This is a genomic window from Aequorivita sp. IT1183 (genome assembly GCF_058068265.1).
Genome location: NZ_JBYRHS010000005.1, coordinates 360,854 through 376,363, shown reverse-complemented (window position 1 = coordinate 376,363; position 15,510 = coordinate 360,854). Strand labels below are relative to the sequence as shown.

Genomic DNA, 15,510 nt, shown 5'->3' with positions numbered 1-15,510 from the left:
TATATTTCTATGGCACTACTTTTTCTATATACAAGTCAACAAACAAACTTAGAAACGAATAAATAATAAGTAAAATTTAAAACAGACATTATGAAAAAGTTAATTTTAAGTACAGCAATTTTATTAGGAGGTCTAACTGCAGCAACTGCGCAAACAGACAAGGAACCAACCGCAATGAACGAGCAAAAACAAACCGCTGTTGAAGCGCAAGTGGAAAGCAGATTGGATGTTGCTCAGGATACGGATGCAGTAATTGTTGCTAAAGCAGCACAAGATTATAAGGAAGTACAAGCTTCTAAATTACCGCAAACGGTTCAAGCTGCCGTAGCTAAAGATTTTAGCGAGGCTACTATTTCTAAGGCTTATGTAAATGCCAAAGGAGAATATAAAATCGAACTTGCAACTGCCGATGCAAAAAGCGCAACTGTTTATGCAAACGCAAAAGGTGAGTGGATTAAAAATGAATTAAAGAAGCAGTAAGCTGCGGGTATTTTAGATTCAATACTTCAGAAAAGGCGTCCAATTTTGGACGCCTTTTTTTTGTGAAAAATTTAGAGGTTAGCCGCTCATTTACTGATTATTTTTACCATCTTGAAAAACCTAATGACGCAGCAAATACATATAGTTGAAGACGACGTAGCTTTTGGAAAAATGCTAACTACTTTTTTGGAAAAAAGGGGCTTTCAAATTACCGTTTCCCTAACCGGTGAAAATGCCCGAAAAATGTTGAATGAAAATAATTTCGACATTTTAATTACTGATTTACAACTTCCCGACGACTCTGGTTTGGAGCTTTTAGAATACTCCCAAAATATATCTCCCAAAACAAAAGTAATTTTAATGACTGGTTATGCCGAAGTAGATACAGCGGTAAAAGCCATAAAAAAGGGAGCTTTAGATTATATTTCGAAACCTTTTCGTCCAGAGGAATTGTTGATGATTATTGAAGAAGATTCTAAGAATAAAACAAGCTCAGAAAATGTTTCTTCGCAAACACAAGTATCGAAAAGCACGGAAGAAAATGAAACCAGCGAGCAGACAAATCATATAGAAAAACCTCAATTTGTTGTTGGAATTAGTGAATCTTCGAAAAAATTCAATGAATATTTGAAAATCTTGGGCCCAACGGACATGAGCGTTTTAATTCAAGGTGAGAGCGGTACCGGAAAGGAAGTTGCCGCAAAAGCCATCCACAATTATAGCAAGCGAAATGACTGCAATTTTATCGCCGTAGATTGTGGTGCAATCCCAAAAGAAATTGCGGCAAGCGAATTTTTTGGTCACGTAAAAGGGAGTTTTACAGGTGCCGTAAACGACAAAAAAGGTCATTTTGAAGCTGCAGATGGCGGGACGCTTTTTTTGGATGAAGTAGGAAATCTTTCCTATGAAAACCAGATTCAATTATTACGTGCTTTGCAGGAAAGACGCATTAAACCCGTGGGTAGCAATACTGAAATTGAAGTGGATGTACGTATTCTATCAGCTACAAATGAAGATTTGTTAAAAGCCGTTGCCGAAGGTAAATTTCGTGAAGATTTATACCATCGGTTAAATGAATTTTCAATTCACATTCCTTCGCTGCATGAGCGAAAAGAGGATCTATTTTTATTTATAGAATACTTTTTGGCGCAGGCAAATGTTTCTTTGGACAAAGAGGTAAAAGGATTTTCAAAAGAAGTGGAAGAAGCTTTTAAAAAATACGCTTGGCCTGGGAATTTGCGTGAGTTGAAAAACGTTATTAAACGCTCCGTATTATTGACCAATTCAGATTTAGTTCCGTTGGAAGTGATTCCCAGAGAAGTTCTTTTTTCTTCAGAATCAAAAAAAGAAACAATAGATTATTCCAAAGAAAGTAACGAAAAACAACTTATTTTGAACGCTTTAAAGGAAGCAGATTACAACAAAACCAAAGCCGCAAAATTGCTTAATATTACCCGGAAAACGCTCTACAACAAGCTTGAGCTTTATAAAATTGAGCTTTAAAATCACCGACTTTCAAGCGCTTTTTGTAAATCTTTTATATTCAAAATCAACTTTTCATAATCCTTTTGCAATTCAATTTCTCCAACTTTTTTGGCATCAATCTTATCGTAATCTTCCATTTTTTCAAGAATTGAAACTACAGCCGTCGCCCTAATTTGTCGATGCATTGTAAGCATACGGTGGGCGATTTCTGAGATTTCTTTAATGGCCTTTTGCGCTATCAAACTGTTCAGTTGTTTTAAATCATTCTCGGTTTGATCATTGAAAACTTCCAGCACTTCTGCCATCGCTTCGGGTGTATTCAAAAAAGATTTTAAAAGTGAAAGGTCAAATTTTTCATCTTGGGAAGCACTTTGTTGTGTTGTTTCAACCAATTGTTCTTCTACTACTAAATTGCTTTGTTTAGGAAAAATTTTCACCAAAACTGCAGTTAGTTGCTGCTTAGTGAAGGGTTTTGGAAGCATTTCTGCAAATCCTTTTTCGAAGTAAAAACTGCGCTCGTGCTCCCGACTTCCCGTCATTGCTATAACTGGCTGATTGTTATACGACGAAATTTCACGATTTTTCAATCTTTTTAAAACCGTAAAACCATCGGTTTGTGGCATTTGAATGTCGGTTAAAACGAATTCGTTCCTCAACTCTGCTCGAGTACCGAAAACAAAGTTTGAAGCTAGGAAGTTTTCAAAACTGCTGAATGCCCGTGAGCTAATCTCCATTTGTTGAAAAATTTCCTGTAAAAGCGCACGCATTGCTTCGTCATCGTCAATTATCACCGCGTTCAAACCTTTAAAGGAATTTTGCTCTTTCGCTTTGGTTAAAATTCGATCAGAATTTTTAAGTGGTACTACTAAAGAGAAGCTGCTCCCTTCACCTAAAACGCTTTGTACTTTTAAATTTCCGTTTAATAATTCAGTAAGTTTTTTAGAGATCGCCAAGCCCAAACCGCTTCCGCCAAATTTCTGTGCAATCTCGCTTTCCGCTTGCGTAAACTCGTTAAATATAAGTTGCTGTTTTTCTTCTGAAATACCGATTCCCGAATCGATTACTGAAATTTGAATGGTTGAAATTTTGCCTTTCTTTTCAATTTCTTCCACTTCTATTTTAACGCATCCCTCTTCGGTAAACTTAAAAGCGTTGCCCACCAAATTGTTTATTATTTGCCGAATTCGCAACGGATCGCTTTCGAAGATTTGGTTTTTTATCTCTTCGGCAATTGATATTTTTAGAGCAACTTGTTTTTGTGGATACAGTTGTTTTACAGCGTTTCCGGCTTCGGCAATTATGTTTTCTAGTGAAAAAGGCACACTATCAATTGCCAATACTCCCGCTTCCAATTTTGAATAATCCATCAAATCGTCCACTAAATGCGAAATAAAATGTGAGCTGGAAGTAATTTGCGTTAAATAGTATTTTTGCTTTTCGGAAAGGCTTGAATTTTGAAATAATTCGGCGTAGCCACTAATTGTATTCAGTGGGGTTTTTAAATCGTGACTTACTGTAGAAATAAGCTGTTCGCGACTTTTTAGAAGTGATTCTGCATAATTTTTTGAGTCTTCTAAATTCTTTTTAAAACGTTCTGCCCTAAAAAAGTCTGAAAGGATAAAATATGAAAATAGTAAAACCACGATCCCGCCTAAAATCCCAGCAATCTTCAAAATCTGTTTGGTGCGCTCAATTGATTCTGCACGCTGTAGTTTTTCGAGATTATTATTTTTGGTAATCTCGCGGTCGAAACTTGCAATTATTTCGCGCAAACGCTCGGAAATATTAAGGTCATTGCGAATAAGGTCATTCTCTTTTTGAATTAAAGATTCACGAATTCGCGAGTTTTCTTTTTTAGCCTCCGCCACAATGTAGCGCGACGCAATAAGCATAGAATCTACGGTTTTAGACTTAACGGTAGAAGTATCGCGAATAGCATCACTGTTGAGGTAATCGGCATAATTCTGCCAGAAATTGCGCTCTTGATTATTTAAATCTGAGGGGGTGCGGATAAGCGATTCCACAGAGTTTAAGCCCACGGAAGCCTCCAATTTACGCACTTCGCGCATTATATCGTCAAGCGAAGTATCTTTTTGATTTGTAAGCCTTAGTATGCGTAATTGCTCAATATTTCTATTTTTTTCTTTGAGCAGCGAATGGACACTGTCTAATTGTTTTATTTGAAATTCGTTTGTGGTAAGCGATTTAATCTCTTCAATTTTTTTGAAAAGAGAATCGGTTTTTTCCATATATTTTTCAAAATCATCATCACTTTCTGTTAAAAGAGCGAGCCTTGAAAATCCATCGGTTTTATACACAAGGTTTATAAGCGTGCCTGTTTCAATAAACTTTTTTTCACCTGTTTTTTCAGCAGATTCAGCAGTGAAAGATTTAAATTCAGAATATAAAAAAAAGCCAACCAAAACCGATAAGGCTCCCAAAACAAGGTAGCTTAGGATTATTTTAAAAGTGAATTTATTTTTTGAATTAGTCATTGTTCAAATATAAAGACTATTAAAAGGCGAAGTATTAATGATATGATAAAATGTAGAAATTGAAAATGAAAATGAAAGTGGAATTTAAAAAAGAAATGTACATTTGCCGAACATCTCAAAGGGGTGCCAATCGAAATTTTGAATTCTGAATTCATAATTGAGAAAAGCTGAGATTATACCCAAAGAACCTGGGCGGGTAATGCTGCCAAGGGAAACAATAGGAACCCCCTGTAATAATGCGCGACGCATTGTTTTCAGGGATTTTTTATTTTAACATTTAACTAATAAAGAATAATGCCCCTTTTATTCGTATAATTTAAAATTATTACGAATGAAAAAGTTATTGATTTCTACAGTTTTCACCTTTTTTAGTTTTATCATTTTTGCTCAGGAATATACCGTGTCGGGTTTTGTGACTGATATTGACGGGCAACCTTTACCTGGAACAAATGTTATTCTGAAAGGGGATGGGGGTACCATTACAGATTTTGATGGAAAATATAAAGTTTCTTTAAATTCTGGAATTCAAACAATTCATTTTAGCCACATCGGCTATTTACCCGATAATCGTTCTGTAATCGTAAATGGCGATTTAGAATTGAATATTACGTTAAATAGAGCACCAGAATCTTTAGACGAAGTTTTAGTACACGCCGTTCGTGTTGATGCAGATTCGCCTATTACACACTCAAATCTCGACAAAGAGGAGCTTAAAAAACGAAACCTTGGGCAAGACATTCCGTATATGCTTAACTACCTGCCATCGGTAGTTACAACTAGCGATGCGGGAGCAGGCGTGGGTTATACCTACATTCGGGTTCGTGGGAGCGATGCTTCGCGGGTGAATGTTACACTAAACGGAATTCCGTACAACGATTCTGAAAGTCAAGGATCATTTTGGGTGAATTTACCCGATTTTACTTCTTCGGTTCAAAGCTTGCAATTGCAACGCGGCGTGGGAACTTCTTCCAACGGTTCGGGGGCTTTTGGCGCTAGTTTAAACTTATTAAGCGATGCGGTTTCAAATGAAGCAAATGGTGAATTCTCAAATTCATTCGGTAGTTACAATACACGAAAACATAATGTTAAGTTCAGCACTGGCTTGCTTTCCAACCATTTTGAATTAGCGGGAAGGTTGTCTACCATCAAATCTGATGGATATATTGACAGAGCCAGTTCCGACTTAAAATCATACTTTTTACAAGGTGCATTTGTGAACAAAAACACACTTATAAAAGCTCTCGTTTTTGGTGGCACGGAAGAAACATACCAATCTTGGAACGGCCTTGAAGACCCCGAAAAATTGGAGAATGATAGAACATACAACAGTGCTGGAATGTACACAGATGAAGATGGAAATATTCAGTTTTATGAGAAGGAAGTAGATAATTATGCGCAGGATCATTATCAATTACTTTGGAACCAACGCTTCGATACTAATTGGAGTACGAATTTATCTTTCAACTACACTAGAGGAAAGGGTTATTTTGAGCAGTACAAGGAAGGTGAGGATTTTGAAACTTACGGTTTTGAACCTGTTGAAATAGTGAATGACACCATTAATTCGACTGATTTAATACGTCGTCGTTGGTTGGACAACCACTTTTATGCAGCGAATGCAAACGTAAACTACAAAAACAATAAAATTGATTTTACGGGTGGCGCATTCTATAGTTACTATACTGGCGACCATTATGGCGAAGTAATTTGGGCGCGCTACGCCAGCAATTCTGAGATTCGCGATAGGTATTACGACAGTAATGGTGAAAAAAGTGAATTCACCGTTTTTTCAAAAGCTACGTACAGAATAGACAGTCAATGGAGCGTTTTTGGCGATTTGCAGGGAAGATTTCTAAACTATAAAACTTCCGGAATTACTTCAGATTTAGTTGAAATGATTTATGATGAAAACTATGCATTTTTCAACCCGAAAGCTGGAATAACCTATAAATTAAGTGCTTCGAATCAATTCTATTTTTCATATGGAAAAGCACATCGCGAACCTTCAAGAAACGATTACGAACAGGGAATAATTACACCAGAAAAATTAGACGATTTTGAACTTGGCTGGCGTTTCGCTTCAGGAAAAGCAAAGGTGAACTCCAATATTTACTTTATGAATTACGAAGATCAATTAGTGCTTTCCGGCGAATTGAACGATGTGGGCGCTGCCTTACGAACAAGTAGCGGTAATAGTTACCGATTAGGACTTGAAATAGATGCCGAAATTCAACTTTTGAAAAACTTGAGAACCTTACCAAATATAGCACTTAGCACGAATAAAAATATAGATTTTGTTAGCTCCCGCGATGGTGAATTGGTAAATTTAGGAAACACAGATATTTCGTTTTCACCTTCAATTGTTGCAGCAAATATGCTGGAATACTCGCCAATTAATAATTTGCAACTTGGTTTTCTTTCCAAATTTGTGGGGGAGCAGTATATGGGGAATATTGATAGTGAAGCTTCAAAACTTAGTAGTTATTTCATAAATGACATCAATATTGTTTACACTTTAGACACACTTCCGTGGATAAAAGAAGTTGTTTTTTCAGCTTTGGTGAACAATATTTTCAATGTGAAATATATCTCCAACGGTTATTTTTATACGTATGATGACGATTTCAGCAATCCGGGAGCCATTACTACTGTTGAAGGCGCTGGCTATTATCCGCAGGCAACAATTAACTTTTTGGTGGGAGCGACGGTAAAGTTTTAAGAATTTACGCTTTAGCTCCGTTTCTCTATAACGGAGCTAAAGTGCTAATTAGTGACGTTTACAGTATTACCATTTCTAATTGCAAGATATTGCTGCATAGGGTATTTTGCATCTGGCTCTGTAACATGTCTTCCAAAATTAACGATGTTGTATTCATTTTCATCGGTAGTACAAGGGCAAGTTGCAATTATTCCGTTAACTTCCATCCGTGAACAACTACTTGGCGCGTGATTTGGATCTGTTAAATCATATGCGAAATATTGGGTTTCGGTAACGCAATAAACTACAATCCCCTTGATGCCTTGGGAGGTGATAACGTAATTTCCTGGAAATTTCAACGGGTTGTATTCTGGTAAATTTAGGTTTAAATTTAAATTTACTACTGGGTTTGTTAAATAGGGATTTTGATCTTGTTTGTCGTCATTTTTTGAACACGATAGTGTTACTAAAACAAGTAAAAGTAAAAGGATATTATTTTTCATTTTTATATAATATATTTAGAAAATGGGGTACTAAAGCTACACACGCCAAGGCTGTGAAATACTCCTAAAAATTTGCTGTAATTGGTTTGTAATCTGTGAGTGGGCAATTCATCAAAAAAATATTCTGGACGAAATTACAACAAATTACGCAACAACTAAATTTTTAGTATATTTGTTAAACACAATCCCGTCTGCGTATGGGATTTTTTCAATTTATTAAAGTGAGTCCCGCCAATTGTCGGGATTTTGTTATATAAAGAATATGTATGTTCTACATACACAAACGATGAAATTATGAGCAAAGTATCTTATTATACAGTCGAAGGATTAAAAAAATTAAGAGATGAAGTAGATCAATTACGCGATGTGGAGCGGCCAAAAGCTTCCAACGCAATTGCTGAGGCTCGCGATAAAGGTGACTTAAGTGAAAATGCCGAATATGACGCTGCTAAAGAGGCGCAGGGAATGCTTGAAATGCGAATAGCGAAGATGGAAGAAGTGCTTGCAAATGCCCGTTTAATAGATGAGTCGCAATTAGATTTAAGCAAAGTTTTGGTGCATTCAAATGTGAAGATTAAGAATCAAAATAACGGAATGGAAATGGTCTATAAGTTGGTAGCGCAAAGTGAAGCCGATTTAAAAACCGGAAAAATTTCCGTAGATTCCCCTATCGGAAGAGGATTGTTGGGTAAACAAAAAGGCGAAGTTGCCGAAATACAAGTGCCAAATGGCGTCCTTAAATTTGAAATTTTAGAAATTACAAGAGATTAATTATGGCGTCAATTTTCACACAAATAATTGAAGGAGAAATTCCTTGCTACAAAGTTGCTGAAGACGATAATTTTATTGCCTTTTTGGATATAAATCCAAATTCAAAAGGCCACACCCTTTGTGTTCCAAAAGAAGAAATCGATAAGATTTTTGATATGGGTGAGCATATGTATTTGCAATTAATGCAATTTTCTCGAAAAGTAGCTCGCGCCCTTGAAAAAACAGTACCGTGTAAACGCGTTGGAATGGCCGTTGTAGGTTTAGAAGTGCCACACGTGCACGTACATCTTATTCCTTTAAATGAAATGGACGATATGCGTTTTACCAAAAAAGTAAAAATGACTTCGGAAGAATTTGAAGCATTAGCTGAAAAAATTAGCGAAAAACTAAAATCTTAAGCCGGAATTAAAGCATAAATTAACACAGCAACCACTACAATTGCTGCCAAGATTAAAATATGTAATAGCGGTTTTACCTTTAAATAAAGTTTATTGGTTTCCGCTATTTTTTTGTTGTAATCGAAAACACGCTCGATGTCTTCCGTCCAGTTTACAGGATAAATAACGTTATTGCAGGTATGGCAATACAGCTGTTCGGTTATTTTAGTGGAGGGTTTAACATAAAGAGGTGTTTCGTTTTCCTTTTGCGAAAATGTAAATTCTAAACCGTCTGCACCAAAGCAGGTTGGGCAGTTATTATTTAAGCGCGCTGTATGTATTGTATGGTTTTTAGAACTCATTTCTAGGTATTTGTCTTTAGGGCTATTTCCATTGTTGTGCCTTGATTGGGGATGCTTTTTATAACGCGTATTTTCCCTTTATGGTATTCTTCTACAATTCGTTTTGCCAATGAAAGTCCTAAGCCCCATCCACGTTTTTTGGTCGTGTAACCAGGAGTGAAAATTCTTCGGAATTCACTTTTTGTAAGTCCTTTTCCAGTGTCGGTTATTCGTAAGAAGACAAATTTTGAATTTTTTTCTATGGAAATTGTTATGGTGCCTTTCCCTTTCATCGCGTCAATTCCGTTCTTTACTAAATTCTCAATCGTCCAACTAAAAAGTTGTGGATTCAATTGAACATATATAGGGGTTTCTGGAATATTGAGTTGAAAATTTATGAGTTTGGAAGATCGCTTTTGCAAGTAATAAAACGTAGTTTTTGTTTCTTCTATCAAATCGTGCTGATCTAGCTTGGGAATCGAACCAATTTTAGAAAAACGATCTGTAATTGTTTCTAATCGCGAAACATCTTTTTCCATTTCAACTATATATTCTGGATTTACATTTTCACTTTTTAAAATTTCTGTCCAGCCTACTAATGAAGAAAGTGGCGTGCCAATTTGGTGTGCAGTTTCCTTTGCCATCCCTGCCCAAAGTTTATTTTGTTCAGAAGATTTTGAGGTTTTGTAGAAAAGATAAATTGCCAAAATGAAGAGGAAAATTATTAAAATAAGTGCTGCGGGATAATATTTAAGTTTGTTTATCAACGGCGAGTTTCCAAAATAGATTACAGAAAGCACTTGTTCGTTAGATTTCACTTCAAAAGGTTCGTATTCTGAAATAAATTGTTCAATTTTCTTTTTTAGCGCATTTTCGTTATTTAGTACTTCTTCATCTATGTTTCTCCCTTCATAATTATTCTCTTTCAGCGTATGCAGAATCATAGGCGTGGTACTATTACTACGTATTATAGTAAGCGCTGTTTCGCTTACGGGGCTGCCGTCGTCATCTTGACTTTGGGCCAACTCCTCTTGAGCAACAGCCCAAATTTCCATCTTAGCACGTTCATTCTCTTTTAACTGATTAAAGAAAATATACGTATTCCACAAAATAAGACTAATAACAATAATAGAAGCAGATATAAAACCCCAACGGGAGAGTGATTTGTTGCGCAGCATAAAGAATAAATTTTTCTAAATTGCCTGCTCGAAGGCAGGTTTAAATATAAAGCAAATATGTTGATATTATTGTACAATCAAGTTTTTACAAGCTATATTCTTTAGGTACATTTGCGCCAATGATTTCTATTGAACCACACAAATTATCTACCGCAAAATTACACGGCTATCTATTGGGCGCAGTCTCACCAAGGCCTATATGCTTTGCTAGTACCGTTGATAGCGAGGGAAATATAAACCTTTCGCCTTTCAGTTTTTTTAATGTTTTTAGTGCCAAACCGCCAATTTTGGTTTTTTCGCCAGCAAGACGTGGGCGCGATAATACCACAAAACATACGTATGAAAATGTTTTGCAAGTACCCGAAGTGGTTATAAACATCGTGAATTTTGACATGGTGCAGCAGGTATCATTATCATCCACCGAATATGCCAAAGGTGTAAACGAATTTACCAAAGCTGGTTTTACAGAAGTAGCTTCCGAAATGATAAAACCACCACGTGTGGCAGAAGCTCCCGTTCAATTAGAATGTAAAGTAAACGAGGTAATTTCACTCGGAAAAGAAGGTGGCGCGGGTAATTTAGTTATCTGCGAAGTGGTAAAAATTCATATAAAAGAAGATATTCTTGATGAAAATGGAGCTATCGATCCTTTCAAAATTGATACCGTTTCCAGACTAGGCGGCAATTGGTACAGCCGTGCAAAAGCTGGTCTTTTTGAAGTCCCAAAACCGTTAACAACTCTGGGGATAGGCGTAGATAAGCTTCCCGAAGAAATTCGCAATAGCAAAGTTTTAACCGGAAATGACTTAGGGATGTTGGGTAATGTAGAAAATTTCCCAAATTCAGAAGAAATTAATACCTTTATAAATGCTTCGGAAGAACTTAAAAAAATAGTTATTTCTAACAATTCAGAAGCAATTCATAAAAAAGCAAAAGAATATCTTTGCGAAGGAAAAGTTGATGAAGCGTGGAAAGTTTTGCTAAGCAAGAAGTAGGCTCGCGATTAATCGCGTGCAATTAAAAAAAGTAGAATAAAAAATTACAATAAAGAATAAACAATAAAAAGATGGAATTACAAGGAAAAATTAAAATGATAGATGAAACTAAAACCTATGGTAACAATGGTTTTAGAAAACGCGAGCTAGTAATTACTACAGAAGAGCAATATCCACAAGTTATAATGATAGAATTTGTGCAGGATAAAACCGATTTATTGAACGCTTACAAAGTGGGACAAGATGTAAAAGTTAGCATTAATGTTCGTGGTCGCGAATGGGTAAATCCACAAGGCGAAACTAAATATTTTAACAGCATCCAAGGATGGCGCGTTGAAAATTTATCTGCAGCAGCCCCAAGTGGCGATATGCCGCCAATGCCACCTGCTGATGCTTTTGAGCCTGCAAACGATTTTAACGAAGAAGAACATGACGATCTTCCCTTTTAAATTAGGGCGTAGACCATTCCCATGGTTTGAATTGCCTCGAAGAAATAACAATTTCTTCGAGGTTTTTTTATGTGAAAATTTTCACCAATTTTGAATGATGCATTATTTAACTGAACAGCTTTGGTTCCCTGATACTTCAGAAGCTACCGATGATGGTTTGCTAGCCATTGGTGGCAATCTATCGATGCAGCGATTACTTCTAGCTTACAATTCAGGAATTTTTCCGTGGTTTGAAAAAGATCAGCCCATTTTTTGGTGGAGCCCAGACCCACGAATGGTTTTATTTCCTGAAAAATTCAAGGTTTCTAAAAGTCTCCGAAAAACGATAAATAGTGAAAAATTTAAAGTCACATTCAACAAAAATTTTATAGAAGTCATTAAAAAATGCGCTACCGTTTTGCGGAAAGGACAACCCGGAACATGGATAACTCAAGATATGCAGCATGCATACACTGGTTTACACAAAGCTGGATTTGCAGTTTCTATTGAGGTTTGGGAAAACGAAAAATTAGTTGGCGGACTCTACGGAATAGACCTTCCACAGAAAAAAGTGTTTTGTGGCGAGAGTATGTTTAGCTTGGTTAGCGATGCTTCAAAAGTGGCTTTTTATCATCTTTCGGAATATGTAAAAACAAAAAATTATAAATTTATTGACTGTCAGATTTATAATGAACATTTGGAAAGTTTAGGGGCAGAGGAGATTGGAAGAGCCGAGTTTTTGGAAATTCTTAGCGTGTAGCATTTTCTTAGTTGGAATTATTTAATCAAACTTGATAGCTTTTGAAGGGATAGAAAAACAATTTTGCTTGTATTTGAAAATAAACCGACTAAAAAACTACCTTCGTATTTCTCAATTCGCTAATCGCATGAAAAACAACTACATAAAATACCTATTGGTATTATTGCTGGCATTACAGACTTCTTTTGCCATTTCACAGGAAAAACCAAACTTACCACACAACTTAACCGAAGCCGAGAAAGGTCTGGTTTCTGAATTTCAGTTTGCAAGTCAGCGGTTTTCGCCGCCCCCCTCAGGCTCGGTTCGCGCTGCAGCAGAGTGGGAAGAGGTAGAATACTTGATGGTAACCTGGAATCCTTCATATCCAAATATTCTTCGCCAAATTGTACAAGCTGGTGTGCAAGAATGTAAAGTGATGATAACCACTCAAAATGAAGCTTCCGTAGCTAATTATTTAACTACGAATGGGGTAGATCTTACAAACGTAATTTTCTTGAATGTTAATTGGGATAGTATTTGGATTCGCGATTATGCAGGAAACACTATATATTCCAACGATGTGGGTGAACTTGCATTAACAGATTGGATTTACAATCGCCCACGCCCAAATGACGACGTTATGCCAATTGCGCACGCCGCTCAAGCAGGTATTCCACTTTATACTACTAATTCTGGCACCAACGATTTGGTGAACACTGGAGGAAATTATATGAGCGACGGACTGGGTAATGCCTTTGCTTCAAACTTAATTTTGAATGAAAATGCACCCGGAAATCCTTACGGAGTAAGCGTTAAATCTGAAGCGCAAATTGACGGAATTATGCAGGAATATATGGGTATTAACCGTTTTGTGAAGATGAATACACTTCCGTACGATCAAATTCATCATATAGATATGCATATGAAATTGCTTGACGAAGAAACCATTCTTGTAAGTAAATATCCTCCCGGAGTTGCCGATGGTCCGCAGATTGAAGCTAATATTCAATATGTATTAGACAATTTTGAATCGCCTTTTGGGACACCTTACAATGTTGAATGGATTGACGCACCTCCGAGTACAGGTGGAAATTATCCTAATAATGGTGGTCCGTACAACACATATAGTAATGCGGTTTTTGTAAATAAAACAATTATGGTTCCTACCTACCGCCCAGAAGTTGATGCCCCGGCCTTAGCACAGTATCAGGAAATGATGCCAGGTTACAATATTGTGGGCATAGACGTGGATAACCCAGGTGAAAATTTAATCAATTCATTAGGCGCTATTCATTGCATAACACATACCATTGGCGTTTCAGATCCACTTTGGATTGTGCATCAACCCATAGACGATGCCAGTTCAGGCAGCACCATAACGATTGAAGCTATGGTAAAACATATTTCCGGCGTTGAACAGGCAAAAGTTTTTTGGAGAGAAGAAGGTGCTAGTACCTATAATGAAATTACAATGGCTCCCTCAAATGGCGATAACTGGGCTGCAGATTTAACCATTCCTGGCTATCCTGTAAATATTGAATATTACATTTGGGCGAAAGCAAATTCTGGAAAAGAAATGAACCGACCCATTGTAGCTCCCGAAGGATACTGGACCATTGAAGCACAATTGCTTTCTGTCGAAGAGTGGGCGCAAAACCATATTTCAGCTGCATATCCTAACCCTACTACTGGCAAAGTATCTTTTAAAATGAATGAAATTCAGGGCGCTGTAACTGTAAAAATTCACAACCTTTTGGGTCAGAAAATATACCAAGCAAATATTGATAATGGTAATGGGATTATAACTTTAGACCTAAACCAAAACTGGCAGGGAACACTATTAGTCACTTTTGAAGGTGACTTTGGACAAATTCATAAAAAGGTAATTAAACTTTAAAAATCTGTAAATTCAAAAAAGATATTTAGTTCACGGAAGTAAAAGCCGCGCGTAAATTTGTTAAATTATTCCGCCTAGACAATATATTGAAATTTTTTTAGTTTTTTTGCGCGACGAACCACGCAGAACTGCTATATTCACTTTTAAATTACGTTTTTCGTAAACCTAATATTCCCCAATGATTAGAAAGCAAAACCTACTTGCCTTACTTATATTTTTTAGTATTTCAACTTTATCTTTTTCGCAATCTAAAGCCAATGTAACGTCGGTAGATAAAAACATTGATATGGTGCGTGTTTACGAACAAGTTGTTCGAGAAGGCTACGGAACTCCTTTTATCTACGAGAAATTAGCGACTGCTTACTATTTTAAAAGTGAGTATGATAAAGCGGTTGGTTGGTTTCAGAAATTATATTCTGAACAGAAAAATACAGATCCGGCACTTGCTCATCAATACACTCAAGCTTTAAAAGCTGTTGCCTTTGCAAATTCAAATAATTCTGAAAAAGATATTTTGCTGAAGTAATTACAGCTCATTATAGCGAAAGCAATCTTCAATGTGATCGTTTACCATTCCTGTAGCTTGCATATGTGCATAAATAACTGTGCTGCCTACAAATTTAAAACCGCGTTTTTTTAGGTCTTTACTTAGTGCATCACTTTCAGTAGTTGTTGCGGGTGCATCTTTATGCGTTTTCCAGACATTTTTTATTGTTTTGTTGTTCACAAATTGCCACATATAGTTACTGAAACTACCAAATTCCTTCTGTAATTCCATAAAGAGCTTTGCGTTTGTAACTGCGGAATCTACTTTTAATTTATTTCGAATAATCCCTGCATTTTGAAGTAGCGAATCAATTTTTGTTTGATCGTATTTCGCTATTTTTTTATAGTCGAATTCATCAAAAGCTTTTCTGAAATTTTCCCTTTTCCGAAGAATAGTAATCCAACTTAATCCAGCCTGAAAGGTTTCTAAGATTAGAAATTCGAATAAAATTTTATCATCTTTCACAGGCACGCCCCATTCTTCATCGTGATATTTCACATAAAGAGGATCGGTTCCGCACCAGCCACAACGTACTTTTTCTGAATCCATACTTATTGTTTTGAAAATTGGGCGCTA

Annotated in this window: 15 protein-coding genes; 10 read left to right on the top strand and 5 right to left on the bottom strand. The window is 36.4% G+C overall.

What is annotated here, in order from left to right:
- Window positions 1-90: 90 nt before the first annotated feature.
- Together AC3RVF_RS12335 and AC3RVF_RS12330 are read left to right on the top strand one after the other, a co-directional pair.
- On the top strand, window positions 91-480 hold the full coding sequence (locus AC3RVF_RS12335; protein ID WP_489692310.1) for a hypothetical protein: 390 nt from the start codon (window positions 91-93) through the stop codon (window positions 478-480).
- A 123-nt stretch (window positions 481-603) separates the two neighbouring features.
- A complete protein-coding gene (locus AC3RVF_RS12330) occupies window positions 604-1,983 on the top strand; it encodes a sigma-54-dependent transcriptional regulator (protein WP_489693474.1) in 1,380 nt (459 codons plus the stop codon).
- Between the two features lie 2 nt (window positions 1,984-1,985).
- On the opposite strand, the gene AC3RVF_RS12325 is transcribed toward AC3RVF_RS12330, so the two are convergent.
- Window positions 1,986-4,460 carry an ATP-binding response regulator gene (locus AC3RVF_RS12325; protein ID WP_489692308.1) on the bottom strand — a complete coding sequence of 825 codons (2,475 nt, stop codon included), beginning with the start codon at window positions 4,458-4,460 and terminating at the stop codon, window positions 1,986-1,988.
- A 331-nt stretch (window positions 4,461-4,791) separates the two neighbouring features.
- Here AC3RVF_RS12325 and AC3RVF_RS12320 point away from each other — a divergent pair, with 331 nt between their 5' ends.
- Window positions 4,792-7,179 (top strand): TonB-dependent receptor, encoded by a 2,388-nt coding sequence (locus tag AC3RVF_RS12320; RefSeq protein WP_489693473.1) that lies wholly within the window; start codon window positions 4,792-4,794, stop codon window positions 7,177-7,179.
- Between the two features lie 44 nt (window positions 7,180-7,223).
- Here the strand turns inward: AC3RVF_RS12320 and AC3RVF_RS12315 are convergent, their stop codons facing one another.
- Window positions 7,224-7,661 (bottom strand): hypothetical protein, encoded by a 438-nt coding sequence (locus AC3RVF_RS12315; protein ID WP_489692306.1) that lies wholly within the window; start codon window positions 7,659-7,661, stop codon window positions 7,224-7,226.
- 294 nt (window positions 7,662-7,955) lie between these two features.
- On the opposite strand from AC3RVF_RS12315, the gene greA reads away from it, so the two are divergent.
- Together greA and AC3RVF_RS12305 are read left to right on the top strand one after the other, a co-directional pair.
- Window positions 7,956-8,432 (top strand): transcription elongation factor GreA, encoded by a 477-nt coding sequence (greA, locus tag AC3RVF_RS12310; protein WP_489692305.1) that lies wholly within the window; start codon window positions 7,956-7,958, stop codon window positions 8,430-8,432.
- Between the two features lie 2 nt (window positions 8,433-8,434).
- Window positions 8,435-8,830, top strand: coding sequence for an HIT family protein (locus AC3RVF_RS12305; RefSeq protein ID WP_489692304.1), 396 nt, complete (start codon window positions 8,435-8,437; stop codon window positions 8,828-8,830).
- Here the strand turns inward: AC3RVF_RS12305 and AC3RVF_RS12300 are convergent.
- Together AC3RVF_RS12300 and AC3RVF_RS12295 are read right to left on the bottom strand one after the other, a co-directional pair.
- The gene (locus AC3RVF_RS12300; protein ID WP_489693472.1) at window positions 8,827-9,171 is read right to left on the bottom strand and encodes a hypothetical protein; all 345 of its coding nucleotides are present in this window, start codon (window positions 9,169-9,171) and stop codon (window positions 8,827-8,829) included. The two genes, AC3RVF_RS12305 and AC3RVF_RS12300, sit on opposite strands and share 4 nt — an antisense overlap.
- Before the next feature lie 2 nt (window positions 9,172-9,173).
- Window positions 9,174-10,328 carry a sensor histidine kinase gene (locus AC3RVF_RS12295; protein ID WP_489693471.1) on the bottom strand — a complete coding sequence of 385 codons (1,155 nt, stop codon included), beginning with the start codon at window positions 10,326-10,328 and terminating at the stop codon, window positions 9,174-9,176.
- A gap of 119 nt (window positions 10,329-10,447) precedes the next feature.
- Between AC3RVF_RS12295 and AC3RVF_RS12290 the strand changes: the two genes are divergently transcribed.
- From AC3RVF_RS12290 to AC3RVF_RS12270, 5 genes are all read left to right on the top strand, one after another.
- The gene (locus tag AC3RVF_RS12290) at window positions 10,448-11,323 is read left to right on the top strand and encodes a flavin reductase family protein (RefSeq protein WP_489693470.1); all 876 of its coding nucleotides are present in this window, start codon (window positions 10,448-10,450) and stop codon (window positions 11,321-11,323) included.
- Window positions 11,324-11,394: 71 nt separating this feature from the next.
- Window positions 11,395-11,772, top strand: coding sequence for a DUF3127 domain-containing protein (locus AC3RVF_RS12285; protein ID WP_489692300.1), 378 nt, complete (start codon window positions 11,395-11,397; stop codon window positions 11,770-11,772).
- A gap of 97 nt (window positions 11,773-11,869) precedes the next feature.
- Complete coding sequence (aat, locus tag AC3RVF_RS12280; protein WP_489692378.1) at window positions 11,870-12,511, top strand: leucyl/phenylalanyl-tRNA--protein transferase; 642 nt, start codon at window positions 11,870-11,872, stop codon at window positions 12,509-12,511.
- A gap of 127 nt (window positions 12,512-12,638) precedes the next feature.
- Window positions 12,639-14,387 (top strand): agmatine deiminase family protein, encoded by a 1,749-nt coding sequence (locus tag AC3RVF_RS12275; RefSeq protein ID WP_489692299.1) that lies wholly within the window; start codon window positions 12,639-12,641, stop codon window positions 14,385-14,387.
- A 178-nt stretch (window positions 14,388-14,565) separates the two neighbouring features.
- Window positions 14,566-14,913: a hypothetical protein gene (locus tag AC3RVF_RS12270; protein WP_489692298.1), complete on the top strand. Its 348-nt coding sequence runs from the start codon at window positions 14,566-14,568 to the stop codon at window positions 14,911-14,913.
- Here the strand turns inward: AC3RVF_RS12270 and AC3RVF_RS12265 are convergent, their stop codons facing one another.
- Window positions 14,914-15,483 carry a DNA-3-methyladenine glycosylase I gene (locus tag AC3RVF_RS12265; RefSeq protein WP_489692297.1) on the bottom strand — a complete coding sequence of 190 codons (570 nt, stop codon included), beginning with the start codon at window positions 15,481-15,483 and terminating at the stop codon, window positions 14,914-14,916.
- Window positions 15,484-15,510 lie beyond the last annotated feature (27 nt).